This window comes from Gordonia sp. NPDC003429 (genome assembly GCF_053588575.1).
Genome location: NZ_JBSFQF010000006.1, coordinates 217,903 through 243,052, shown reverse-complemented (window position 1 = coordinate 243,052; position 25,150 = coordinate 217,903). Strand labels below are relative to the sequence as shown.

The 25,150-nt window shown below is 67.6% G+C and carries 22 protein-coding genes and 1 pseudogene; 7 read left to right on the top strand and 16 right to left on the bottom strand.

All coding sequences use genetic code 11. From position 1 onward, the window contains the following. The first annotated feature begins 554 nt into the window (after positions 1–554). Positions 555–1,424, top strand: a complete 870-nt coding sequence (locus tag ACWDSI_RS10310; protein WP_449756472.1) for a 1,4-dihydroxy-2-naphthoate polyprenyltransferase — start codon at positions 555–557, stop codon at positions 1,422–1,424. 119 nt (positions 1,425–1,543) lie between these two features. Here ACWDSI_RS10310 and ACWDSI_RS10305 read toward each other — a convergent pair whose 3' ends face one another. From ACWDSI_RS10305 to ACWDSI_RS10275, 7 genes are all read right to left on the bottom strand, one after another. Continuing rightward, complete coding sequence (locus ACWDSI_RS10305) at positions 1,544–2,398, bottom strand: Clp protease N-terminal domain-containing protein (protein WP_449756471.1); 855 nt, start codon at positions 2,396–2,398, stop codon at positions 1,544–1,546. A 22-nt stretch (positions 2,399–2,420) separates the two neighbouring features. Further along, complete coding sequence (locus ACWDSI_RS10300; RefSeq protein ID WP_449756470.1) at positions 2,421–2,654, bottom strand: helix-turn-helix domain-containing protein; 234 nt, start codon at positions 2,652–2,654, stop codon at positions 2,421–2,423. A 156-nt stretch (positions 2,655–2,810) separates the two neighbouring features. Continuing rightward, complete coding sequence (locus ACWDSI_RS10295; RefSeq protein WP_449756469.1) at positions 2,811–3,692, bottom strand: DUF559 domain-containing protein; 882 nt, start codon at positions 3,690–3,692, stop codon at positions 2,811–2,813. A 145-nt stretch (positions 3,693–3,837) separates the two neighbouring features. Next, the gene (locus ACWDSI_RS10290; RefSeq protein ID WP_449756468.1) at positions 3,838–6,378 is read right to left on the bottom strand and encodes an FtsX-like permease family protein; all 2,541 of its coding nucleotides are present in this window, start codon (positions 6,376–6,378) and stop codon (positions 3,838–3,840) included. Beyond that, entirely contained in the window at positions 6,375–7,043 is a 669-nt protein-coding gene (locus tag ACWDSI_RS10285) for an ABC transporter ATP-binding protein (RefSeq protein WP_449756500.1), read from the bottom strand. The genes ACWDSI_RS10290 and ACWDSI_RS10285 overlap by 4 nt, the downstream gene beginning before the upstream one ends. A gap of 398 nt (positions 7,044–7,441) precedes the next feature. After that, entirely contained in the window at positions 7,442–8,590 is a 1,149-nt protein-coding gene (locus ACWDSI_RS10280) for a PLP-dependent cysteine synthase family protein (RefSeq protein WP_449756467.1), read from the bottom strand. 5 nt (positions 8,591–8,595) lie between these two features. Next, positions 8,596–8,961: a DUF4229 domain-containing protein gene (locus ACWDSI_RS10275; protein ID WP_449756466.1), complete on the bottom strand. Its 366-nt coding sequence runs from the start codon at positions 8,959–8,961 to the stop codon at positions 8,596–8,598. Positions 8,962–9,120: 159 nt separating this feature from the next. On the opposite strand from ACWDSI_RS10275, the gene ACWDSI_RS10270 reads away from it, so the two are divergent. The 3 genes from ACWDSI_RS10270 to ACWDSI_RS10260 all read left to right on the top strand — a co-directional run bounded on the left by ACWDSI_RS10270 (position 9,121) and on the right by ACWDSI_RS10260 (position 10,243). Continuing rightward, on the top strand, positions 9,121–9,366 hold the full coding sequence (locus tag ACWDSI_RS10270) for a BldC family transcriptional regulator (RefSeq protein WP_449746971.1): 246 nt from the start codon (positions 9,121–9,123) through the stop codon (positions 9,364–9,366). A gap of 155 nt (positions 9,367–9,521) precedes the next feature. After that, a complete protein-coding gene (locus tag ACWDSI_RS10265) occupies positions 9,522–9,722 on the top strand; it encodes a hypothetical protein (RefSeq protein ID WP_449756465.1) in 201 nt (66 codons plus the stop codon). Positions 9,723–9,769: 47 nt separating this feature from the next. After that, entirely contained in the window at positions 9,770–10,243 is a 474-nt protein-coding gene (locus ACWDSI_RS10260) for a helix-turn-helix domain-containing protein (protein WP_449756499.1), read from the top strand. A gap of 36 nt (positions 10,244–10,279) precedes the next feature. Here ACWDSI_RS10260 and ccsB read toward each other — a convergent pair whose 3' ends face one another. From ccsB to ACWDSI_RS10215, 9 genes are all read right to left on the bottom strand, one after another. Continuing rightward, positions 10,280–11,305: a c-type cytochrome biogenesis protein CcsB gene (gene ccsB, locus ACWDSI_RS10255; RefSeq protein WP_449746969.1), complete on the bottom strand. Its 1,026-nt coding sequence runs from the start codon at positions 11,303–11,305 to the stop codon at positions 10,280–10,282. A gap of 36 nt (positions 11,306–11,341) precedes the next feature. Continuing rightward, positions 11,342–13,129: a cytochrome c biogenesis protein ResB gene (gene resB / locus ACWDSI_RS10250; RefSeq protein ID WP_449746968.1), complete on the bottom strand. Its 1,788-nt coding sequence runs from the start codon at positions 13,127–13,129 to the stop codon at positions 11,342–11,344. Further along, positions 13,126–13,905: a cytochrome c biogenesis CcdA family protein gene (locus ACWDSI_RS10245; RefSeq protein ID WP_449746967.1), complete on the bottom strand. Its 780-nt coding sequence runs from the start codon at positions 13,903–13,905 to the stop codon at positions 13,126–13,128. Before ACWDSI_RS10245 ends, resB begins: the two co-directional genes overlap by 4 nt. A gap of 5 nt (positions 13,906–13,910) precedes the next feature. Beyond that, a complete protein-coding gene (locus ACWDSI_RS10240) occupies positions 13,911–14,498 on the bottom strand; it encodes a TlpA family protein disulfide reductase (RefSeq protein WP_449746966.1) in 588 nt (195 codons plus the stop codon). A gap of 31 nt (positions 14,499–14,529) precedes the next feature. Further along, a complete protein-coding gene (locus ACWDSI_RS10235) occupies positions 14,530–15,156 on the bottom strand; it encodes a histidine phosphatase family protein (protein WP_449746965.1) in 627 nt (208 codons plus the stop codon). After that, complete coding sequence (hemL, locus tag ACWDSI_RS10230; RefSeq protein WP_449747011.1) at positions 15,156–16,484, bottom strand: glutamate-1-semialdehyde 2,1-aminomutase; 1,329 nt, start codon at positions 16,482–16,484, stop codon at positions 15,156–15,158. Before hemL ends, ACWDSI_RS10235 begins: the two co-directional genes overlap by 1 nt. Before the next feature lie 132 nt (positions 16,485–16,616). Then, complete coding sequence (locus ACWDSI_RS10225; protein WP_449756464.1) at positions 16,617–17,153, bottom strand: DUF559 domain-containing protein; 537 nt, start codon at positions 17,151–17,153, stop codon at positions 16,617–16,619. A 540-nt stretch (positions 17,154–17,693) separates the two neighbouring features. Next, complete coding sequence (locus ACWDSI_RS10220) at positions 17,694–18,590, bottom strand: SGNH/GDSL hydrolase family protein (protein ID WP_449756463.1); 897 nt, start codon at positions 18,588–18,590, stop codon at positions 17,694–17,696. Next, positions 18,587–20,086: a PucR family transcriptional regulator gene (locus tag ACWDSI_RS10215; protein WP_449756462.1), complete on the bottom strand. Its 1,500-nt coding sequence runs from the start codon at positions 20,084–20,086 to the stop codon at positions 18,587–18,589. Before ACWDSI_RS10215 ends, ACWDSI_RS10220 begins: the two co-directional genes overlap by 4 nt. A gap of 103 nt (positions 20,087–20,189) precedes the next feature. On the opposite strand from ACWDSI_RS10215, the gene gabT reads away from it, so the two are divergent. From gabT to ACWDSI_RS10200, 3 genes and pseudogenes are all read left to right on the top strand, one after another. Beyond that, positions 20,190–21,554, top strand: a complete 1,365-nt coding sequence (gabT, locus tag ACWDSI_RS10210) for a 4-aminobutyrate--2-oxoglutarate transaminase (RefSeq protein WP_449756461.1) — start codon at positions 20,190–20,192, stop codon at positions 21,552–21,554. A 28-nt stretch (positions 21,555–21,582) separates the two neighbouring features. After that, positions 21,583–23,559: pseudogene (locus ACWDSI_RS10205) on the top strand (primary-amine oxidase); the annotation flags it as partial. After that, positions 23,552–25,027 carry an NAD-dependent succinate-semialdehyde dehydrogenase gene (locus ACWDSI_RS10200; RefSeq protein WP_449756460.1) on the top strand — a complete coding sequence of 492 codons (1,476 nt, stop codon included), beginning with the start codon at positions 23,552–23,554 and terminating at the stop codon, positions 25,025–25,027. The pseudogene ACWDSI_RS10205 and the gene ACWDSI_RS10200, both read left to right, overlap by 8 nt. The last annotated feature ends 123 nt before the right edge of the window (positions 25,028–25,150 follow it).

The window sequence follows — 25,150 nt, the reverse complement described above, 5'->3', positions numbered from 1 at the left end:
GGGGCGCCTTCATTCCGTCGGGAGCTCCCGACCGCACCCCGATCCAGCGGTTGGAAGCACTCGCCGGATCGCGTCGGGGGGTGTTCGACGGCGACCTGCGCGAGTGGGCGTCGGCGCTGAAGTCGTGGGGCAAACCGCTGCTGCTGCCGCGCACCCATTTCCCTCCTGCGCAAGAGATCCATGCCGCGGGAAGGACATACGTCCGCGGGAAGACGCAGGAGGCCCGGACTCGACCGTCAGCGGGCGTTGTAGTCGAACTGCGCCTCGTCGGAGTGGCGGGTGAGCGCAGGTTCGAGCACCTTGGCGGTGGTGTTGGTGAGGTGCGAATCGTGGGGCTCATGATCCCTTCGAATCGCGGCTCCAGCGGGTCCGCCGCGTCGCAGGCGAGCCCAGTGCCGAGCAGTGCAGCCGGGGTCGATGTCCGACGACGTCAACCCGAACGCGGCCGGACAGCAGTTGTGGACCAAGACCGTGCTCACCGCCTTCGGGCTGCCCACACAGCAGTAGATCGCCTGGCCGACGACGAGCGTCGGCCTCGTGGCACGATCTGATATGTGGCAACCCCCAAGCAGTGGATCGCGGGCGCGCGTCCGCGGACTCTTCCCAACGCCATCGCCCCGGTGGTCGCCGGCGTCGGCGCGGCTCTGCACCTCGGTGACATCGTCTGGTGGAAGGCGGTGCTCGCGGCGGTGGTCTCCATCGCCTTCATCATCGGGGTGAACTACGCCAACGACTACTCCGACGGCATCCGCGGCACCGACGACGACCGGGTGGGTCCGATGCGGCTGGTGGGCTCGGGTGCGGCGTCGGCCGGTGCGGTCAAACGCGCGGCGTTCATCTGCTTCGGGGTGGGCGCGGTGTGCGGAGTGGTGCTGGCCGCGACCACGGCGTGGTGGCTGGTGGTGCTCGGAGCCGTCTGTGTGGCGGGAGCGTGGTTCTACACCGGCGGCTCGAAACCCTACGGCTACCTGGGTTTCGGCGAAGTGGCCGTGTTCGTGTTCTTCGGTCTCGTCGCGGTGCTCGGCACCCAATACGTCACCGCGGGTGCGGTGGACTGGGTGGGGCTGGCGTGCGCGGTGGCGGTGGGCAGCCTGTCGACCGCGGTCCTGGTGGTGAACAACCTGCGTGACATCCCCACCGACGCGGTGTCGGGCAAACACACGCTGGCGGTCCGCATCGGCGACAAGCGGACCCGGGTGCTCTACGGTGTGCTGCTCGCGATGCCGCTGGTGGCAAGTGTGGTGCTGATCGCGGCGACCCCGTGGGCGCTGCTGGGACTGCTTGCAACGCCACTGATCTGGGTCGCGTACCGACCGGTGCGTGAGGGGGCCACGGGACCCGGGCTCATCCCCGCCCTCGGTGGTACCGGGATGGCGATGCTCGCGTGGTCGGTGCTGACCGCCGTCGGGCTGGTGCTGGGGTGAATGCCCGGGGATCGGGGCGTTGTGCGCGGGATTCATACACAACTGCGGCGTGAGCGCACCGCCAACGCAATTACTGCGTTGGCGGTACGCTCCGACCGTAGTTGTGTTCGCGCTCACGCTCACACCTGCGCGTCGGCCTCCGGCAGGCTCGCCAGTACGGCGGCCTTCAAAGCGTCTGCGGTGGTGGCAGATTCGATCACGGCGCGCGAGGCGTCGTCGTTGACCTCGATGATCCCGAGAAGTAGGTACTCGGGGCGGAGGCGGTCGTCGCCGCGTTCACGCACGATCTCCACGGCTGCCTTCAGCGCGTCGCGGGTCTCCGGGGCGAAGCGGGGGCGCCCGCCACGTCCGCGCGGGCCACGCCGTCCACGACCCGGCTCCCACGGACCCTCACCCGCGAACGGGCTGTCGGGGCCGAACGGGCTGTCGGGGCCGAAGGGGCCCTGGGGTCCGTAGCCCTGGGGGCTGAAGCCCTGCGGACCGTCTGGGCCGAAGCCGCCCGGACCGAAGCCCTGGCGTCCGCGGCCTCGACCGCGTCCGTGGCCGTGTCCATGGCCCCGACCGCGGGGACCACCGTCACGGCCACGCGGACCGCGGCCACGCTCGGGCCGCTGCGCCCAACCCTCGGACAGGTCGTCGCCGAAGCGGTCGCGCACGGCTTCACGCACCTTGTCGAGGTCGATGCCGATGCTCTTGAGTGCTTCGCGGTCTTCCTCGTAGCGCTCGGCGGCGCTCTGCTCGGCGGCCGCGACGTCGTCGGCGTCGTTTTCCTCGTGATATGCCCGCGCGGCGTCACGCGCCGTGGCGAGCGTCAGACCCTGCTCACCGAGCAGACCGAACAACGGCGAACGCGCGTTGCACAGCATGCCGAGGATGAGGTGGTCGTTGCCGAGCTGGCGATGTCCCAGGTCGGCGGCTTCCTGCGTGGCGAATGCCAGCAGCATCCTGTCGTCTCGACTGAATCGTCCGAACATGATGGTTCTCCTGTTTCTGGCCCTACTGGGCCTCACGTTGTGAATGTTTCTGGTGCACGGCTTGGCGGCTGATCTGCAAGATGTCGGCGATCGCCTGCCAGCTCCAGCCCTTGCTCCGGGCGTTGGCCACCTGAACCTCCTCGAGCCGGTCGGCCAGGGTCCGCAAGGCGCGGACAGCGGCCAGTCCGGTGCCCGGGTCGTCGCTCGCGGCGGCTCCGGCGAGGACCTGCTCGGGTGTTGTCGGTTCGTCGTGCATGTTGTCAGGTTATGTTGACGTACGGTTGATGTCAATAAACCTTGACATTCGAATCTCGTCCACAACCGTCACCGCTCACGACCCTCACCTGCACCGGTACACATCACTCCTCTATTCAGTGACGGTTGTGTCTATTCAGTGACGGTTGTGGACCGGTCAGCGCGCGCAGTCACCGCGTCGGCGCCGGTTGCGGTGATGGCCGTTGTGCACCGCGTACAGGATGTCCTGCTCCGTCTCCCGCCAGCGGTACACCACGTCCTCGTAGGTGAAAGGCATCCGCAGATACCCCTGCCTGGCAGCGGCGCGGTCGCGGCGCCGGTCCTCGGTGTAGTTCACTTCGCCGGTGTGGTGAGCCACGCTGTCGACCTCGACCACCAGCCGATCACCGACCACGAGGTCGACATGCCCCAGCCCCGGAATGTGGACCTGGACTCGCACGGCAATCCCGCGCGACCGGAGCCTTTCGCGCACCATCGTCTCGGTCCCCGACATCGAGCGGTCATCGCACCTGTCGAGGCACGTGACGAGAGACCGTGGGGCACCGTCGAATACCGAGCGAATGTCGGCGGCGGTGGGGACGAGGGATTCGTCCACCGACCTCAGCCGGCCTCGGTCATAGCGACGACGGCGGTTGAGCATCGAATCGCAGACCACGATGACTCCCTCGTGGTCGAGACATCTGATCGCGTGCCGCAGCGCAGTGAGCGGATCATCGACGGCGTGGTGGACGGACTCGGGTCGGCCGAACTGTCGGCAGAAGCGGCTGGGCCACCGACGATGCGACTGACTGCACCCGCGAATATGCAGCTCGCCGAGTCCGGGTGGAATCCAAACCCCGTACTTCGAGAGCGCCGAGACACAACTCAACGCACCGCCGTTGCGCACCGCTTCGACGGCAAGCGGGTCGGCGGTGCGGGTGGCGTACCAGCCGCGACGCAGTCGCAGGCAGTCGCCCGCCGCGAGTGCACGACGCAGCTCTGACTGGGTCATGCCGTTCCGGGTCAGCTCTGCCCAGGTGTACACGCCGACATCCAACATGCGAGGTAGTATCCGACCGACGGGTGTTGCTCCCGACGTTGCTCTGCACAGCTGTGGTGCCGCCTCTTGCGTCCAGAAGGGTCACTGCACGGCACCGTCGACTGCACCGGTGCACCTCGTCCGCCCCAGACGTGACCCTTCTGGACTACTCGGTCGTGATCGCCGCGGTGATGTTCATGCGGGCGGCGCGGTACGCAGGCACGTAAGCACCGAGAAGACACAGCACCACTGAGACCGCGACGAAGATGAGAGTGGATGGTCGGGGCGCGTACGAGATGTCCAATGACGTTGTCGCAGAGAGTATTTTGTCCGCAAGTACGTGCAGTCCTGTACCCATTACCAGGCCGGTGATCGCGCCCACCACGGCCACGGCTGCCGCCTCGGCCACCACCATGCGTGAGATGAAGCGGCGCGACGCGCCCATCGCGCGCAGCACACCCAGTTCGCGTCGACGCTCGAGCACCGACAGCAGCAGGGTGTTCAGCAACGCCACGGCAGCAGCGGCCGACACGATCCACTGGATGGCCACGGTGAACGCGCCTGCCTGCTGCGCGGACTGCTGAGTGGCGGCGAGCGCTTCGGCACCGGTGTAGACCTGCACCGGTACTCCGCCTGCCGACGGATGGGCGTCGGCGATCCGATGCAGGTGCATCCGCACGCTGTCCTTGTCGGCGCCGGGCGCGGTGATCACCTGCAGATAGGTGTCGCCGTCACGGTTGAACCATTGTGCGAGAAGAGCATTGGAAATCGCTCCGGTTCCCGAATAGATGGTGACGTAGTCGACGACGTCGCGCACCACTACATCGTGATATCCCGTCGGCGAGGCCAGTCGCAGCGTGTCACCGATCCCCTTGTCCAGCGATCGGGCCAGCACACTCGACAGGATGACGCCGTCGCCGTCGAGCACCTGGCGCACCGCCTGAGGACTGGCCTTCTTGATGAATGGCGCAGTGGAGCCCGGTTCGAGGCCCTGCAGCAGAATCCGATCGGCACCCACGTTGACGTTGGCCCATTGGGCGCCGATCACCTCGGCCACGCCGGGTACGGCACGCACCTGCGGCGCGATCTCCGGCGACAGCGGCGGTCCGGTGGGCACCTGTTCGCGCGAGGTCGAGGATACGTAGAAGTCGGGATCACCCAGTCCGTCAAGGGATGTAGAGATCGACGAGACGAGGTTGTCGAGGGCACCCGACGTACCCATACCCACTGCGATGGCCACGGCCACCGTCATCAACGTTGCCCACACCCGACGCGGCGACCGTTCGGTGTTTACCGCCGCGAGCCGCCCCGGACCGCCGAACAACCGCGCCACTCGGACGACGGCAGCAACCAGCGGCCTGGTGAGCGCGAAGCACACCACGAGTCCGCCGATGGCGTATACCGCACCCGCGAGCAACGCCGCCCGCCCCGGCACCTGCGTCGCGATCACCCACGACGCGATCAGCAGTGCGAAACCGACAATCGCCGACGACCACACCAGCCATCGTCGCATCGCGACGCTGTCGGCGACCTCGCCCGGGACCATCGCCTCCACCGGCGACACCGCGAACACCGAACGCGCGGCCAGCGAGGTGGCACCGACGCACGCCACGACGCATGCGGCCACCGCGACCACCGCGGCGTAGACGGGAAGGTGATAGTTGACGGCAATAGTCATCGAATCGCGTGTGGCAGTGGGCACCCGCCACACCGCCCACCGGCCGGCCAACACACCGACCGGCACTCCGATGAGCCCGCCCACCAGACCGAACAACGCCGACTCGACGAGCAGGTCGCCGACGAGGTGACGTCGTTTGGCGCCCAGCGCCCGGATCATCGCCAACGATTGCCGCCGCGAGGCGACGGCCATGTTCATCGTGTTGAATACGAGGAACGCGGCGATCACCAATGAGATCAACGCCACCAGCAGCGTCGAGTCCCGGGTGACCGAGGACGCCACTTCCGCCTGCTTGGTCCGGAAGTCGGGGTTCACCACCACCGCACGGCCCGCGACCACCGAATTCACCTGGGCTCGAGCCTGATCGAGGTTCGTGCCCGGGCGCGCGACGATGAGAATGGACGACACCCTGCCGTCCATTCCGGTGAGTCGTTGTGCCAGCGGCAGATACGCGAACATGAAGTCGCCGCGGTTGAGTTGCCGGGAATCGTCGCCGCTCACCACGCGCAGCACCCGGACCTGCGTGCCGTCGATCGTGATGCGCTGTCCCGCAGACAATCCCGTACCAGAGCCGACGATGACACCGTCGATGAGGTCTTGCTGGTCGACGCCACCCTCCTGGTCGGCCGACCGCAGTTCGCCCGACAATGCGGTGACACGAAAGTCGGAGCCCAGCAACGTGATCGGCCGGCCGTCGACCATCACCTGACCCCGGATGACGGGGACCACCGACTGCGCGTCGGGCACCGCGGCGCGGATCTCCCCCGCCAGCCCGGCGTCGACCCCCGCGTCGGAGATCGACGCCACCTCGACCTGCGCGGCACCGTTGATCGCCGCGTCGAACTGTCGGACCGACTCGGTGAACGATCCGAAGATGCCGAGCACCGCGACCAGCAATGCCGACGAGATCATCACGACGGTCATCGATGTCAGCACGCGCAGTCGGTGGTTGCGGAGCTCACGCAGATTCAGCACCCGCACCCTGGTGAGCGCCGAGCGCACCTCGCGCACCGTCCGGATGTCCCTCAATGGGCGATCTTCCCGTCGCGCACGGTGACGGTGGTGTCGGCGACCGATGCCGCGCCGGGATCGTGGGTGACCATCACGACGAGGCGGTCCGGCGCATCGTGGGCGACCTCGGCGAGGAGGTCGAGGACGGCTTGGCCGGTGCGCGAGTCGAGGTTTCCGGTCGGTTCGTCGGCGAGCAGGATCGCCGGCTCCATGATGAGCGAGCGCGCGATGGCCACGCGCTGCATCTGGCCGCCCGACAGTTCCGACGGTCGGTGATCGATCCGGTCGCCGAGCCCGACGCGTTCGAGCAGTTCCACGGCGCGGGGTTTGGCGGCGCGCAACGACTGGTTGTCGAGGAGGCGGGGTAGCGCCACGTTTTCCCACGCCGACATCGTCGGTACGAGATTGAAGAACTGGAACACGAACCCGACGCGGTGGCGGCGGAATTCGGAGGCGGCGTTGTCGTCGAGCGCACCGAGGTCGATGCCGTCGACGCGGATGGTGCCCGACGTCGGGGTGTCGAGGGCGCCGAGGATGTGGAGCAGTGTGCTCTTGCCCGCGCCGGATGGCCCCACCACGGAGACGAACTGGCCGCCGTCGAGGGACAGGTCGAGGCCGTCGAGGGCGCGCACACGCTCGTCGCCGAGTCGATACTCGCGGACCAGGTCCGTCGCCTGCACCACGACAGTCACATCGCGATCCTAACCGCGCACCCATCGGGGGCGGTTGAGCTCGGCGACACCGCCGCATCGGGCACGCTCGTGGTTTCGACAAGCTCAACCAGCGGGGAAAGTGCTCAGCCAGCGTGGTTTCGACAAGCTCAACCAGCGGGGAACGCTCAACCGGTGGGGGGTTTCGACAAGCTCAACCGGCGAGAAACGCTCAACCGGCGAGAAACGCTCAACCAGCGGGGAACGCTCAACCGGCGAGAAACGCTCAACCAGCGGGGAACGCTCAACCGGTGGGGGGTTTCGACAAGCTCAACCAGCGAGAAACGCTCAACCAGCGGGGAAAGTGCCCAACCAGCGGGGGGGTTTCGACAAGCTCAACCGGCGAGAAACGCTCAACCGGCGAGAAACGCTCAACCAGCGGACCAGGTGCCGGTTGCGTAGAACTCATCGAGGACGGCGGTGGGCGGGGCCAGGTCGAGGCCGGCGGCGGCCACCCAGTCGTCGTCGAAGTAGGTGGTGGCGTAGCGGTCGCCGGAGTCGCACAGCAGGGTGACCACGCTGCCGGCCTGCCGCTGCGCCACCATCTCGGCGACGAGTTGCAGAGCACCCCACATGTTGGTGCCGGTGGAGCCGCCCACCCGCCGACCCAGCCGGGCGCTCAGGCATCGCGCCGAGGCCACCGATGCCGCGTCGGGAACACCGATCATCCGGTCGATCACCTGCGAGACGAACGACGGCTCCACCCGCGGCCTGCCGATACCCTCGATGCGCGAACCGATCTCGCTGCGCAACGACCCGTCACCGGTGGCGTAGGCGTCGAAGAACACCGAGTTCTCCGGGTCCACCACGGCAAGCCAGGTGGGATGCCGCCGATAGCGCAGATACCGGCCGAGCGTCGCCGACGTCCCGCCGGTACCGGCGCCCACTACGATCCAGGTGGGGATCGGATGATCTTCGTCGGCCATCTGCGCGAAGATCGACTCGGCGATGTTGTTGTTGCCACGCCAGTCGGTGGCGCGTTCGGCCATGGTGAACTGGTCGATGAAGTGCCCGCCGAGTTCTGCCTCGAGCCGCAACGCCTCGTCGTAGATGTCGGAGGCGTGCGGCACGAAATGGCAACGGCCGCCTTCACGTTCGATGAGCGCGGTCTTCGCGGGCGAGATGCCCGAGGTCATCACCGCGACGAACGGCACGCCGATCAGGTGCGCGAAGTAGGCCTCGCTGACCGCCGTCGACCCCGACGACGCCTCGATGACCGTGGTGCCCTCGTTGATCCAGCCGTTGCAGATGGCGTACAGGAACAGCGACCGGGCCAGCCGGTGTTTCAACGATCCCGTGGGATGGGTGCTCTCGTCCTTGACGTAGAGATCCACACCCACCTCGGTGCCGTCGGGTTCGCGCCAGCGACTCCAGTCCGGCAGTTCACACCGCAGCAGATGGGTGTCGGCGCTGCGGCGGGCATCGGCCTCGATCACCCGTACGGCGTTCTCGGTCCACGAGCGGTCGGCGCGACGGTCGACATCGCGGTGCGGCCACACGCCCAGCGACCCATCAGCCATGACACTCACCGGCCGGTGGACTGGCCACGCAGCTTGGACTGCAACTCCTCGTGGCGTTGGCGACGATCAGCGTCGATCGCGGCGATCTGACCGTTGACCCGGACCCGCAGCTTCTTGAACAACACCATGCCCAGCGGCAGCGCGATCAGCACACCGAAGGCCGCGGCCACCAGAATCGGCACCGTGACCCCGGCGATCGCGCCGACACCCATGATGACCGCGGCCACCACGACCACCAATCCGAGCCGAGCGAGCGTGTAGAGGACCATCGAAATCACCAGCTGGCCGATGCTCGTACGGCCCTGACCTGCGGTGTCGCGGTTGTCCGAATTCTTCGCGTCCGGTTGCGCCGGTTCCTGCTCTGCACTCACACGCCAAGCCTACTGCCCGCCTGAGCGGTGTCTGCAGGTCACAGGCACCTTTTGACTCTCTTTACCTGCCACTGACGGTTCGAGTACCTGGGCGATTTGCGTGTATTCATGGCTAGTCGCGGTTTTCGTGCCGCGAGCACATCCAGTGAAGGGGTAACCATGACCATCGCCCATCCTGCTCCGACATCCACGCCCACTTCGCTCAACGGCGGCGTGATCACACCCGGACTGGCCAGCCAGCACACGCTGACACCCGGCCAGGTGGCCGCCATGTTCAACGTCAACCCCAAGACCGTCGCCCGCTGGGCCAGCTCCGGGATTCTCGGGTCCATCCGCACTCCGGGCGGACATCGTCGTTTCCGTGAGGAAGACGTGGTGGCACTGCTCAATCGCCGCACCCCCTAAAACGGCTCGAGGGACCAGTACGGTTCGAGAGACCGCCGGGGTCGACGTCGCTTCCGCAGATCCGTCATACGAACGGGTGCATTCGGAATGGCACAGTTGTCCGAGTTGCGGCAGTACGTTCTGACCTCACGTAGTCTTGGGTGACGGAGGTTTTCATGACTTTTCTGCTCGCCTTGGTGGGTGTCATCGCGGTCGGCTTTTTCCTGTGGCGCGCATTCGGACCGCAATTGGTGAACGACGACGACGAGGTGACCGAGCGTCGAGTACGCACGCGCGGGCCGGTGGGCCCCGACGACGATCCCGAGTTTCTCCAGGATCTCGACCGTCGTGCGCGCGGCGGTAATGAGGACAGCTGAGCCGTCCGGCCACATCGTCGAGCCACGCCGACCCGTCGACGGGTAAAATTGGCTTCGCAGCACGATCTTCGGCTCCGCGCGAAAGGGATACCGCGATCGACGACGACCCCAGTTTCGCTGCGAAGCTCGGCGCTCTCTTCGAGCGAGCGCGCGACGAGAACGGCCTGCGTTACACCGGAAAGAAGATCGCCGAAAAGGCCAACGCCCGCGGCTTTTCACTGAGCGACGCCTATATTTCCCAACTGCGCACCGGCAAGGCACGGACACCGTCGTTTCGCACGGTGGAAGCCATTGCCAGCGCATTCGAAGTGAGCGTCACCTATTTTCTGTCCAATCCCGACGAGGATCTCGATCGGGTGCGCCGCCAGCGTGACTACGCGCAGCTTCTCGTGGCCACCGAAACGCATCTGTCGGGGGTGGACATCGACTCGCTGTGTCCCACGACCATCGACGTCATCATCGATCTGCTCAAGGTGGTCCGTGCGCAGGCGGTGCTCCGCGAGCCACACACCCAGGCGTAGCCCGGATTCCCGCCGAGCCCGTACTGCCGACCCGGTTCAGAGTCCCGCGTAGGAGTGCAGGCCGGACACCACCAGGTTGATGATGAACAGGTTGAACAGCAGCGCCACGAACCCGGCGACGTTGATCCACGCGGCCGCGGTGTTACGCCAGCCCGCGGTGGCCCGGGCGTGGAGATACGCGGCGTAGATCACCCAGGCGATGAACGAGACGGTCTCCTTGGGGTCCCATCCCCAGAACCGGCCCCACGCCGCCTCGGCCCAGATGGCGCCGAAGATGATGCCGAGGCCGAAGAGCGGGAACCCGAACACCACGCACTTGTAGGCGAGGCGGTCGAGCGCGTCGGCCGACGGGATGTGCGCGACAAGCCGTCGCAGTGACCCGACCATGCCGCCGCCCGTATCCGACACCGACTCGGCCGACGCACCCCACCGCATCTTGACCAGGTACAGCGCGCTGGCCACCCCGGACACCAGCAGCACACCGGAGCTGATCGAGATGATCGACACGTGGATGGCCAACCAGTACGACTTGAGCGCGGGAACCACCGGCGCCGCCTGCGTGTACAGCCAGCGTCCGGCGATGAACATCAGCAGCGTCACGGGCAGGAGCACAAACGACAGCAATGGTCGGTTGACCGGCTTGCGCAGCACCACCAGACCCGCGACGACGCAGGCGGCGCAGGTCAGCGAGATGAACTCGTACATGTTGCCCCAGGGGGCACGGTCGGTGGCCATGCCACGGGTGACGATGGAGGCGATGTGCGCGGCGAGACCGACGAACACCACCGGATAGGCCATGTTGCCGAGCTTTTCGGAGAAGGTGCGCCGCGCCGGTCCCTCGACCTTGCCCGGACCGTCGACGCGGCCCGGTGTGCGGATGTCCACACCGCCGCCACCAGCGCTGACCAGTGCCTCCGAGGCACTCAGCTTGCGGCTGCGGGCACCGGCGAGCGCGGCGAAGAACAGGAACATCGCGATGACGTAGACAGTGATGGCGGTGCCGAACAGGAGGTCGGAGTACCGGGCCAGGGTCTCGTCGATCTGCGCCGATCCTGTGTTCATCGCTGCCTACCTCGTTCGCGTGTGGTGGTGGGACGGTCACAACCGTCGTCGTGACAGGCGGGATGCCGTGCTGCCGCCGGCGGTTCCGGGTTCGTCGAGCAGCGCCGCGGCCTGCTCATCGAAACCGTCGCCCCATCCGGCCTGGTCCGTGCGGGCCAGTCCGGCGATTTCTACTACAGTACGTCGTCGCCCATCGGGAATCGATGCGGCGGGATCGGATGCAGCAGGATTCGATGCAGCGGGATTCGACCCGGCAGGATCGGATGCGGCCGATTCGGATGCGGCAGATCCGGATGGAGCGTTGTCGGCAACGGGTACCAGCCGCGCCCAGATGCGACGACGCTTGACCAGCAGCGAGGTCACCAGGCCCAGCAGCATCACGATCGCCGACACCAGCACCCACTTCTGGGCGGGGTCGTGTGACACCTGCACCGACACCCAGCGTTTGTAGCCGTCGAAGCTGACCTGGGTGCCGTCGGGCAGGGTGGCGTTCTGTCCGACCTGCAGATTGGCCTGCGCCTTGCGCACCAGGCGTCCCTGGTGGATCAGGTCCATGTCGAGCGAGTACGCGTTCTGCGCCTTGCCGGTGTCGAGGCCGGTGTCGCCCTGGTAGATGCGGATCGCGACGGTCGGATCGTCGGGCACCGGCGACGACGAGGACAGCAGCGTGCCGTCGAACGTCGCGGTCGGCGCGAACAGGCCCTCGATCGCGATCTGCTTCTGGCGGCGGGTGTCCTCGTCGGGGTAGAGGCCCGCGGGGGTGTCGAAGCGGGCGGCACCCGACGACAACATCGTCGACATCACTTCCGGAATGAACAGCGCTGTCTGCGTGCGCTTCTCACCGTTCGGGAAGGTGACGGTGAAGGTGGGGGCGAAACCGTTGCCGAGAACGTAGACGCGGTCGCCGGCCACGCGCAGCGGATCGTTGACGCGCACCGAGGTGGAATTCCACTGCGAGGCCGGGGTTGCCGGATCGGTGGTGTAGCGGACCTTCGCGTCGTACATCGACGGCTGCCCGCTGGGCAGGAAGGTGGCGGAGAAGTCGTCGATGCGGATGCAGAACGGCTCGAGGTCGGTGCCGTCGACCAGGGCTCCGGCACGGAAGGAGTCGTAGACCGCGGTGGAGGTGTTGCACAGTCCCTGTTCCCCGTCGGCGACGAGGCTGCGGGTGCCCTCGTAGCCGTAGAGCTTGCCGACGGCGATGGACACCAGTAGCGCGAGCAACGCGAAATGGAACACCAGATTGCCGAATTCGCGCAGGTAACCCTTCTCCGCGGAGACCTCGACGCAGCCCTGCGGATATGCCTTCGATGGTTCGCGCACCGTGACCTCGCGGCGCCATCCCCGCAGATTTCCCGAGATGCGGTCGGCGAGTTCTGCGGGGTCGCCGTCGGCCGTCTCGGTGATGTGACGCGGCAGGCGCGACAAATTGCGGGGCGCGGCGACGGGTTTGGCGCGCAGGCTCTTGGCGTGTTCGTACATCCGCGGGGTGAGGCACCCCACCAGCGATACGAACAGCAGCACGTAGACGGCGGTGAACCAGGCACTGGAGAACACGTTGAAAAGCTGCAGCTTGTCCATCCACTCGCCGATCCGGCCGTGATCGGAGATGTACTGCAGCGTCTTCTGCTCGTTGAGTTCACGCTGGGGCAGCAATGCGCCGGGGATGGCGGCCAGTGCCAGCAGGAACAGCAGCACCAGCGCGGTGCGCATCGAGGTGAGCGCCCGCCACAGATTGCGCAGCGGCCACAGCACCCGCCGTCGCACCCAGTGGGGACGATCCGGCGTCGGGGGGCTCGGCGGCGCGTCGAGTACCTGCGTCATACCGGCAACTCCGTGTCGGTGATGAATGCGTCACGCACCCACACGATGAACTGATCCCACAGCCCGGTCACCAGGGCCACCCCGACCGCGATCAGCATCAGCCCACCGAAGATCTGGATGGCCCGGGCGTGCGACCGCAACCAGCCGAGGCTGCGCAATGCCCACGCCGACGAGAAGGCGAGGATCACGAACGGAATACCCAGGCCGATGCAGTAGGCGATGATGAGCGCCACACCCTTGGCCGCGGTGGCCCCCTCGGTGCCGCTGGCGGTGGCGATCACCGCGGCCAGCGTCGGCCCCAGACATGGGGTCCAGCCCAGTGCGAACACCGCGCCGAGCAGCGGGGCGCCCACGATGTTGGACACGTTGCGCGGGGCGAATCGGAACTCGTGCTGCATCATCGGGATCAGGCCGATGAACACGAGCCCCATGATGATGGTGATCACACCGCCGATGCGTTGCAGCAGTTCATGATTGACGATCACGGTGCTGGTGATGCCGAGCACCGTGGCGGTGGCGGCGACGAACACGACGGTGAACCCGAGCACGAACAGCCCCGCCGCCATCGCCACCCGGGAACGACCACGCTTGGCCGGCTCGTCGGCGGTGACCGCGGGCGCCTCGGCGCCGACCAGGCCGGCGAGATAGGACAGATACCCGGGAACCAGGGGCACCACGCACGGTGAGGCGAAGGAGACGAGACCGGCGATCATGCACGCGGCCAGCGCCAGCAGCAGCGGCCCGCTGGTGACGGTGTCGGCGAAGGTGGTGCCCATCCCGCTCACGGTTTCGCCCCGCCGTCCTCGGCGGCCACCCGCGTCACCACCGCGTCGAGTTCGTCGGCGGACACGGTCTTGAGGAAGACCGCCGCGGGCCGATGCTGCCGATCCAGGACGATGGTGGTGGGCACCACCGAGGTCGGAGTGGTCAGCGCGGCCAGGGTGGCGCCGTCGAAGTCGTAGATCGACGGATACCCGACCTTGCGGTCGGCGACGAAATCGCGCGCCGAATCCCGGTCGTCGCGCAGGTTGATGCCGAGGAACGCGACGCCCTTGTCGCGGTTGCGTTCATAGACGGTTTCGAGGTCATCGGCCTCGGCGCGGCACGGTCCGCACCACGACCCCCACACGTTGAGAACCACCACCTGGCCGGCGAAATCGCGGTTGAGGTCGATGGGCTTGTCGGTGACCAGATCCGGGCCGGTCAGATCGGCGATCGGCTTGCGGTCGGCCTCGGGGTAGGTGATGACCGTCTGGCCGCCCGGGGAGACGAACTGGAAGGTGTCTCCCTGCGCTACCGCATCCTTGCCGGTGCCGCAGGCGCTGAGCAGCACGGCAAGCGTGGACAGCACCGCGAACACCGCGGTCATCAGGGTCGTTCTACGCACGTCTACTACCGACTCACGCCCCGGTCGCCAACGGATCCGACGCCCCGGCCGGCTCCGAGTAGATGATGTCGACGAGCGCGTCGTCGTCGTAGATCAGGCTGGTCAGCGATGCGAGCGAGCACTGTCGGCGACGCGGGTCGTGCCACAGGCGCTGGCCTTCGAGGAAGCGGCGCAGCGTGTAGACGGGCAACTGATGGCTCACACAGACCGCCTCGTGGCCGCGGGCGGCGTCGCGGGCCTTGTTGGCGGCGGCGAGCATCCGGTGGGCGAGCTGGATGTAGGGCTCGCCCCAGGACGGGGTGAAGGGGTCGCGCAGCTTGAGCCAGTGTCGGGGTTTGGTGAGGGCGCCGTCGCCGACGGATACGCGCAGTCCCTCGAACACGTTCTCGGCCTCGACGAGCTGGTCGTTGGTGAGGATCGAGAGGTCGTGGGCCGCGGCGACCGGACTCGCCGTCTCCTGGGCGCGCTGCAGCGGGGAGGCGAAGACCGCGGTCACGTCGTGGTCGGCGAGAACGCCCGCGACCTTCTCGGCCTGCGCGCGGCCCGTCGCCGACAGTTTGAAGCCGGGCAGCCGGCCGTAGAGAATGCCGTCCGGATTGTGCACCTCACCGTGGCGCATCATGTGGACGATCGTGTGCATCAGGAGCTCTCCCCTACTTGCGCGGGTGCGGTGGCCGGTCCGGTGGCCGGTCGGGTGGCCTCCGCAGCGGCCCGCGCGGCGGCGGGCAAAGCGTCGGCGATCACCGAGAAAGCATCCTCGTCGAGCGCCGCGGAGACAAACCAGGCCTCGAATGCGCTGGGCGGTGCGTACACGCCGCGGTCGAGGAGGGCATGGAAGAACGGGGCGAAACGCCAGGTCTCGGTGGTCTTGACGGTCTGGTAGTCGATGATCGGCGTCTCGGGATCGGAGGTGAAGAACACACTGAGCAGGTTGCCCGCCATCTGCACCCGGTGGCCCACCCCGGCCGCCGACAACGACTCGGTGAACAGGTCGGCCAGACGCTGCGCGTTGGCATCGAGCGCCGCATAGACGTCGGCATCGGCGTGACGCAGGGTGGCCAGCCCGGCGGCCACGGCCACCGGATTACCGCTGAGCGTGCCGGCCTGATAGACGGGGCCGATGGGCGCCAGCTTCTCCATGACGTCGGTGCGTCCGCCGAACGCGGCCGCCGGCAGGCCGCCGCTCATCACCTTGCCGAAGGTGTAGAGGTCGGCACCCACACCCTCGAGGCCGTACCAGCCGGCCGGGCTCACCCGGAATCCGGTCATGACCTCGTCGATGATCAGCAGTGCGCCGTGTCGGCGGGTGACCGCGCACAGCCCGGCGTTGAACCCCTCGACCGGGGCGATGGCGCCCATGTTGCCGGCGGCGGCCTCGGTGATCACCGCGGCGATCTCGTCGCCGTAGGTGTCGAAGGCCTCGGTGACGGCGGCGAGATCGTTGTAGGGCAGCACGATGGTGTCGTGGGCGGCGGCGCCGGTGACACCGGGGGTGGTCGGCAGACCGAGGGTCGCGACACCCGAGCCCGCGTCGGCGAGCAGCGCGTCGACGTGTCCGTGGTAGCAGCCGGAGAACTTGATGATCTTGGCGCGGCCGGTGTATCCGCGGGCCAGCCGGATGGCCGACATGGTGGCCTCGGTGCCCGAATTCACCAGGCGGACCCGGTGTACCGGGTCGACGCGGTCGATGATCTCCTCGGCGAGCTCGACCTCGGCCTCGGTGGGCGCGCCGAACGACAAGCCGCCGGCGGCGGCACGCTGTACCGCTGCCACCACCGCGGGGTGTGCGTGGCCGAGGATCATCGGGCCCCACGAGGAGACCAGGTCGACGTAGGTGTTGCCGTCGACGTCGGTGAGTCGGCACCCCGACGCCGAGGCGATGAACCGGGGATCACCACCGACTGCCGAGAACGCCCGGACGGGGGAATTCACCCCGCCGGGGATCGCGTGGCGCGCCCGTTGGAACATCTCGGTGGAGCGGGCGGCGACGGCAGCGGATCGGGTCACGGCCTCCAGTGTTCCAAATGGTGCCGACCGAATAAAATCCGACCTGGTCAGGGCTTTGGCTGCCGATGCCACAGGCACGGCGCCAGCGCGTCGTCACGACGATAATTGTCGCGAGTCGCCCCCGGAACCGCGCTTATGGCGTGGGAGCTTCTTCACATGATCCCGACGGCGGACGATGTCGAGAATGGTCGCTTCGGCGTCGGCCCACTCGTACATCACCCGTTTGTAATCGAGCCGAAGCGGAATGTAGCCGAGGTCGGTGGCGATCTCGTCACGTCGACGGTCACGGGCTCGCTGGGCTGCGGACCGATCGTGGAATTCCTCGCTGTCGACCTCGATGATCAAACGTGTCCCCACCAGAAGATCGACTCGACCCAGCCCTATGATCCGTACCTGGGTCGACACCCCGATTCCCAGCAACCTCAGGCGCAGCCGCACCATGGTCTCGGTACCGGATTCCGCCGTCGGATCGCAGTGGTCGAGCAGTCGGCGGACACGCCGGGGCGCAGCCGCAAACACGTCGTCGAGATCGCGGAGTTCCAGCAGTCCGAGGTGGAGTATCGAGTCGCACACGACCACGATCCCCTCGTCGTCGAGACACTTGAGTGCGTGACGCAGCGCAGTTCTCACGTCGTCAACAGCGCCGCATTCGGGTTCCGGCGGACCATATTGGCTGCAGAATCGGCGCGAATCGTTCCTGCGATGGGCGGACTCGCAGGCACGTACGTGGATCTTGCGCTGATGTGTCGGCACCCAGATCCCGTGGTGCCGAAGCGCCGATAGACAACTCAGGACTCCGCCGGCCGCGACCCCCGCTGCCACCACCGTGTCCGCGTTGCCGGTCGCATACCAGCCGCGCCTGATCCGAACGAGATCCCCGTGGTTCAACGCCCGGCGGACGTCTGTCTGGGATAGTCCCGCGGCGCAAAGCTCCGACCAGGACCACACTCCGTGCGTGGGCTGAAGGTTCTCGGGGTTCACGTGCGCAGTGTGCGGGCGAGGTGAGGCCGATCAGCCGATCTGAGAACGCCGATCCAGATTTCTGGGGATGCCCATGGGCTTGTGAAGAAAGCGGCCGCACTACTACCGCGGCGTGACAGGGGTCTCGGAGCAACTATTGTTGCGAGTCCACTCTGGCGCCGCGGCTGTGGCGAGCAGCGAGCGCCGTTCCTACCGATCGAGCGCGGCCTGCACCCGGTCGGCGATGGCCTGCTGCCCGGCGGCGTTGGGATGCACTGTGATCGGCGCCGACGATCCCTCCTGCGGCTCGATCCAGCGCTGCCCGACCGGCCGGCAGGCGTCGTGACCCTCCACCGACATGTCGACGAAGGTGATCCCGTTCGCGTCGGCGGCCCGGTGCACCGCATCGTTGAGGGTGGCCTGAAGTTCACGGACGTAGGGCACGTCGCCCGCGGCCACCCGCATCCGCGGATAGCAGCCCTCGGTGGGCGGCACGATCCACGGGTATCCGGCGATCACCATGTGGGCCTTCGGCGCGCGTTGGCGCGCCGCACGCAGCGCCGACACCAGCGCCGGGTAGGTGGTGTTGCGCACCGCGTCGTCGAACCGGGAACCGTATCGCTCGCGGCAGGGTGAGCCGGTGGGGTCGGTGGCCGCGGCCTCTCCGCAGAGCCGCAGCGTGTCGCTGAACACGTCGCCGTTGTTGCCGCCGATCATCATCGTCGCGATCTCGGTGCGTGGTCCGAGAGCGTCGAGTTGCGGTCCGACGCCGAAGTACTGGGAGGTGAAGAAGTCGGTGGTGCTCGCTGCGGCGCAGCTGACGTCGGTGAGCGCGATCCGGCGCTGCTGCGCGACGAGTCTTGCGAAGTTGCGTCCCGACTGCTGGCACTGGAACTCCGAGTCTTCGGCGAGCGGCCGTAGGCCGGTGCCGGCAGCGTAGCTGTCACCCAGGTTGACGTAGGGTGCGGAGGCCTGTTCGCCGGTGGATTCCTGTTCGGCCCCAACCGATGTCGAGGCCGATGTGGATTCGGACGACGACGAGGTACCGCCGCAGCCCGCCACCACCAGCGCCGCCACGACGACCATCACCACCCCGACCGCTCTCATGCGTCCGCACCCAGCATGATCAGCAGCAGTTCCGCGCGTGTCCGCGCATCGGCGAGGTCGACGGTCAGCAGATCCTCCACTCGTTCCATCCTGCCACGCAGGGTGTGGCGGTGAATGCCCAGTCCATCCGCGGCCACACCCCAGTTCCCGTTGGCCTCCAGATAGGCCAGCAGGCTCTCATACAGCCGCGCCCCGTGTTGCCCGTCATGCTCGATGATCGGTGCGAGTCGATGGGAGTGACTGTCGCGCAACGCTTCACGTACCGGATCAAGCGTCAGCAGTGAGCGCGTCTGGTGCAGGTCGACGAGTTGGCCGACCGCCGCCGAGCGCGATGCCAACCGCGCCTGACGCACCGAGTCGGACACCTCTGCCACCGCCGACGCCGCCCCCAATCCGCCACGCGCCGCGGCATGGGTGCCGAGCAGGTTGAGCAGGCCCACCGCGAACTGCACGTGATCGTCGCCGCGGATCAGGGTGATCACTTCGTCGGCGTCGCGATGGACGAACGCCGGCCGCCACCGGCGTTCGAGTTCGTCGGCGAGGCGTTCGGCCGCGCGCGCCGCGTCGTCGTCGGACGGAAACCGGAACACCACGGCGCGCACACGCCCCGACGGGTCACCCGCGCGGGACAGCAGTGCACGCGACCTCTCGCCCACGGCCACCTCGATCGCGCTCGCGAGGACATCGCCCTGAAGCGTGGCCACGTCGCGTCGCACCTGCTGCGGCTTGGCGTACTCGATGGCCAGCAGCGACACCGCATGACCGATCAGCATGCGGGCCACGTCGTCGGGAGATTCCGGTCCGACAAGTCCGAGATGTCCGAATGTGTTGCGGCCAGATGCAATCCGGGCGATGGTGAAGGTCGCGTCGTCGGTCACCCGGACGGCACCGGCCGAGGCCGGGTCGCGGCCGACGAGCTCACGGATCTGCTCGATCCGGTTCTGGCTCACCCGGCCGGGAGCCGTGGACACCACCGCGTGCCGCGCGTCGAGCAGCACCACCTGCCGGCCCACGGCGTCGGCGAGTTCGCGCACCACCGCCGCGGGTCCGGAGGCGGCGGCCGCGCGGGTCATCCGTGGCTGCGCCCGGGTGGCCGACACCAGCCGCGCCGACCGCTGGGCGGCGATCTGGTCGATCACCGCGCGGGTGATCGCCGAGAACGGGATGGGTAGCGGCACTTCGAAAACGGGTACTCCCACCTCGTCGGCGGCGGCGACGAGCGCGTCCGGCACGTCGTCGTAGCCCAGCCCCAGGCCGAACCCGATCCCGGCCACACCCACCGCGTCGAGGCTGTGGACGAACTCGCGATGGGCGGCCGGGTCGTCGGGCAGCCGCAGGCCCGTGGTGAGCAACACCTCACCGCCCGACAGCCAGTCGGCGGCGTTGGTCAGCTCGGAGCTCACCGCGCAGTCCAGTGTGCGGTCGAGGCCGGCCGCGCCGGCACGCAATGTCAGTTCGAGGGCGCGTTGGCCCACCAACCAGCGCACGGTCGTCATGGATCAACCGTACGCACCTACTGGACAACTTGTCGTGCCGATACGAATCTGCTGTACATAGTGGCGAGCCTCATCGTGGCCGTTGGGGGCGAACACTGATCTCATGACCACAGCTACTGAAATCTCGTATCGCCTGCCGCAGACACGGCATCTGGCGACGGCGCTGCCCGGTCCGCGGTCGGCCGAACTCGCCGCCCGTCGCTCGGCCGCCGTCGCCGCGGGTGTCGGCTCCAGTGTTCCCGTCTACGCGACCGACGCCGACGGCGGCGTCATCGTCGACGTCGACGGCAACTCGCTCATCGACCTCGGTTCGGGGATCGCCGTCACCACGGTCGGCGCCAGCAATGCGGCCGTCGCCGCCGCGGTAGCCGACCAGGCCGGCCACTTCACCCACACCTGCTTCATGGTGACCCCCTACGAGGGATATGTGGCGGTGGCCGAGAAACTCAACGCCCTGACCCCGGGCGATCACGAGAAGCGCACCGTGCTGTTCAACTCGGGTGCCGAAGCGGTGGAGAACGCGGTGAAGATCGCCCGCCTGGCCACCGGCCGCGACGCGATCGTCGCCTTCGACCACGCGTATCACGGCCGCACCAACCTCACCATGGCGCTGACCGCGAAAAGCATGCCGTACAAGCGCAACTTCGGACCGTTCGCGCCCGAGGTGTACCGGATGCCGATGAGCTACCCGTTCCGCGACGACCTCGGTGGCGACGGTGTGGCCGCAGCACGTCGCGCGATCACGATGATCGAGAAGCAGGTGGGTGTGGAGACCACCGCGGCCGTCATCATCGAGCCGATTCAGGGCGAAGGCGGATTCATCGTTCCCGCACCGGGTTTCCTGCCCACCCTGGCGCAGTGGTGCACCGACAACGGGGTGCTGCTGATCGCCGACGAGGTACAGGCCGGATTCGCCCGCACCGGGACATGGTTCGCGTGTGAGGACGAGGGCATCGTGCCCGACCTCATCACCATGGCCAAGGGCATCGCCGGCGGCATGCCGCTCTCGGCGGTCACCGGCCGCGCCGACCTGCTCGACGCCGTGCACGGCGGCGGACTCGGCGGCACCTACGGCGGTAACCCGGTGGCGTGTGCCGCCGCGCTCGCCGCCCTCGACGAGATGGAGCGTCTCGACCTTCCGGCGCGCGCCCGACGCATCGAGGAGATCGTCCTCGACAAGCTCACGTACACCGCGGGTCAGCTGGCTGCCGACGGCAAGGCCGTGATCGGCGACATCCGTGGCCGCGGCGCGATGATCGCGGTGGAACTGGTGAAACCGGGCAGCAAAGAACCCGACGCCGACCTCACCAAGACGGTTGCGGCGGCGGCACTCGAACAGGGTGTGATCGTGCTGACCTGCGGCACTTACGGAAACGTGCTGCGTCTGCTGCCGCCGCTGGTGATCGACGACGACCTGCTCAACGACGGACTGTCGGTGCTGGCCGACGCCATCCGCGCCAACGCCTGAACCGCCGGTCACGACACAAGGAGCCACGTTCCCCATGCATCCCCTCGAGCCGCTCACCGCCGACGAGTTCCGCGCAGTGACCGCACTGCTCTCCGCTGAGCAAGGCGTCGGCGACGGATGGCGTTACGCCTCAATCGAACTCGTCGAACCCACCAAGTCGGAGCTGGCCGCCTACGACGCCGACGGCACTCTGCCGCCGCGGCGCGCGGTGGTGGTGTGTTTCAACACCGGTGAGAACACGACCTATAAGTCGTTCGTCTCACTCTCGGGCGAGTCGGTGGAGTCCTTCGAACTCGTCCCCGGCGTGCAGGCGAATTTCACCGTCGACGAGTTCGAGGAATGCGACCGGGTGCTGCGCGCACACCCCGATGTGCAAGCGGCACTTGCCCGCCGCGGCATCACCGACATGGATCTGGTGTTCATGGACACCTGGACCTACGGCGGTCCGGTGATGCCGGAGGAATACAAGGACCGGCGGCTGGGCTGGTCGGACACATGGCTGCGCAAGGAGCCGGGCGCCAACCCGTATGCCACGCCGATCACCGGGCTGCACTGCGTGATCGACGTGAACACGATGGAGGTGCTGCGTATCGAGGACGCGGCGGCCGCCGGGAGCGAAGCGAGCGGGGCCAATGCCACCGGTTTTGATCAGCCGGAGACGATGGGCGAGTATGTGCCGCGCCACATTCCGCAACGCATCCGCGACACCTTCGATCGGCCGCCGCTGAAGACACTGGAGATCACGCAGCCCGACGGCCCGTCGTTCCAGATCGACGGCAATCTGCTCACCTGGCAGAACTGGTCGCTGCGCGTGGGTTTCAACTATCGCGAGGGCATGACCCTGCACACCGTCAGCTACACCGACGCGGGCCGCGTGCGCCCGATCGCCCATCGGCTCTCGTTCGCCGAGATGGTGGTTCCCTACCGCGATCCGAGTGTGGATCACTACCGCCGCACCGCTTTCGACATCGGCGAGTGGGGTCTGGGTTTCATGACGACGTCGCTCGAACTCGGGTGCGACTGTCTCGGCGAGATCCGCTACCTCGACGCGGTGCTGCACAACAGTGCCGGTGAGCCGTACACGATCACCAACGCCATCTGTATCCACGAAGAAGACAACGCCGTGTTGTGGAAGCATGTCGACCACGACGCCGGTGCCGAAGTCCGTCGCATGCGGCGGCTGACCGTGAGTTTCCATGTGACGGTGGCCAATTACGAGTACCTCGTGTACTGGCGGCTGTATCAGGACGGCAACATCGAATGCGAGGTGCGCGCCACCGGCATCATGGTGACCACGCCGATCGCGCCGGGCGCGAGCGCGAACCCGAACGGCACCACCGTCGACAACCGCACGTACGCTCCGTTCCATCAGCATTTCCTCACCGCGCGTATGGATCTCGACATCGACGGCACCGACAACACCGTCTTCGCCAGCGAGACGATCGCCGAGCCGATGGGCCCCGACAACCCGTACGGTCTGTCGCTGGTGCAACAGAACACGCCGCTGCGCACCGAGTCGGAGGGCAAGCAGAACCCGAACTACGCGACGCAGAAGACCTGGAAGATCGCGAATCCGAACGTGACCACCTCGCTGGGCTTGAATCCCGCCTACAAGCTGGTGCCCTCGGGTGCTTTCCCGTCGATGTTCGATCCCGCATCGCCGATCTTCGGCCGCGCCACGGTGATCGGACACACGCTGTGGGTCACCCCGAACAGTCCCGATGAGCGTTGGCCCGCAGGCGAATTCGTCAATCAGTCGGAGCGCGACACCGGCCTGGCGGAATGGACCAAGGCCGACCGCCCGATCGAGAACACCGACGTCGTCCTCTGGTACACGTTCGGCATCCACCACATCACCCGGCCGGAGGACTGGCCGATCATGCCCGCCGACATCGTGTCGTTCTGGCTCAAGCCGTTCGGGTTCTTCGACCGCAACCCATCGCTCGACGTCGAACCGTCACCGTCGCAGCACGCGTGCCACCACGAAGGGAATTCACATGACTGACACTGCGACACAGGTACTCGACCCCCAGGCCGTGCTCGACGGCGTGCCCACCGGACTGTGGATCGGCGGCGAATCGGTGCCCGCGACCGGCGGCGCCACCTTCACCGTGATCGACCCCGCCACCGAGGAATCGCTGACCGAGGTTGCCGACGCGACTGTGGAGGACGCGAAACGAGCGCTCGACGTGGCCGCCGGGGTGGCCGGCGACTGGGCCGCCACACCGCCTCGCGAACGCGGCGAGATCCTGCGGCGCGCTTTCGAATTGGTGGCCGAGCGCGCCGACGACCTGGCCATGCTGATGACCCTGGAACTGGGTCGGGCGCTGCCGGACAGCCTGGCGGAGACCAAGTACGGCAACGAGTTTCTGCGTTGGTTCGCCGAGGAGGCGGTGCGCATCGACGGCCGCTTCACCCACTCCCCCGCGGGCACCGGACGCATCCTGGTGACCCACGGCCCGGTGGGGCCGTGCCTGGCGATCACACCGTGGAACTTCCCGCTGGCGATGGGTACCCGCAAGATCGGGCCGGCGCTGGCCGCGGGCAACGTGATGCTGGTGAAACCGGCCCACGAGACCCCGCTGACCATGCTCGCGCTCGCCGAGATCTTCGCCGAGGCCGGACTGCCCGGCGGTGTGCTCTCGGTGCTGCCCACGATGAACGCGAAGGAGGTGTCGTCAGCGATCATCACCGACGACCGGATCCGCAAGATCAGCTTCACCGGGTCAACGCCGGTGGGCCGGAATCTGTTGGGGCAGGCCGCAGAACGGGTGCAGCGCACGTCGATGGAGCTCGGCGGCAACGCCCCGTTCCTGGTGTTCGACGACGCCGACGTGGACAAGGCCGTCGACGGTGCCTTCCTGGCCAAGATGCGCAATGGCGGCGAGGCGTGCACTGCGGCCAACCGCTTCCTGGTGCAGGCCGGGGTGGCCGAGGAGTTCACCACCAAACTCACCGAGAAGATGGCCGCGGTGCGGCTCGGCGCCGGCTACGAGGACGGTGTGACGCTCGGTCCGCTGGTGAGCGCCGCGCAGCGCGACAAAGTGGCCGAGGCGGTGGAGAGCGCCGTCGCCCACGGCGGCCGGGTTCGGTTGGGCGGCAAGGTCCCCGAGGGCAAGGGCTTCTTCTATCCGGCCACCGTCGTCGACGGGGTGGACCCCTACGCGCCGGTCACCCGGGGCGAGATCTTCGGTCCGGTCGCGGTGGTCAGCACCTTCGATTCCGAGGACGAGGCCATCAAGGCCGCCAACTCCACCGAGTACGGGCTCGCGGCCTACTTCTTCAGCCGCGACCTCGACCGGGCGATGCGAGTGGCGTCGCGCCTCGACGCCGGCATGGTGGGCGTGAACCGCGGGGTGATCTCCGACGTCGCCGCGCCGTTCGGCGGGGTGAAGCAGTCCGGCATCGGCCGCGAGGGCGGCGCGGAGGGCATCGACGAGTACCTGACCGTGAAGTACGTCGCCCTCACCTGACCGGACGCCTCACCTGGCCGGCTGCCTGCCGCGACGCGTCGTCCGGCAGGCGCCGGCCCGTTGTGAAGTATGGCTGTAACACAAGTGCTTATTGTTACCAAAGTGATTGCTGATGTCCTTAGT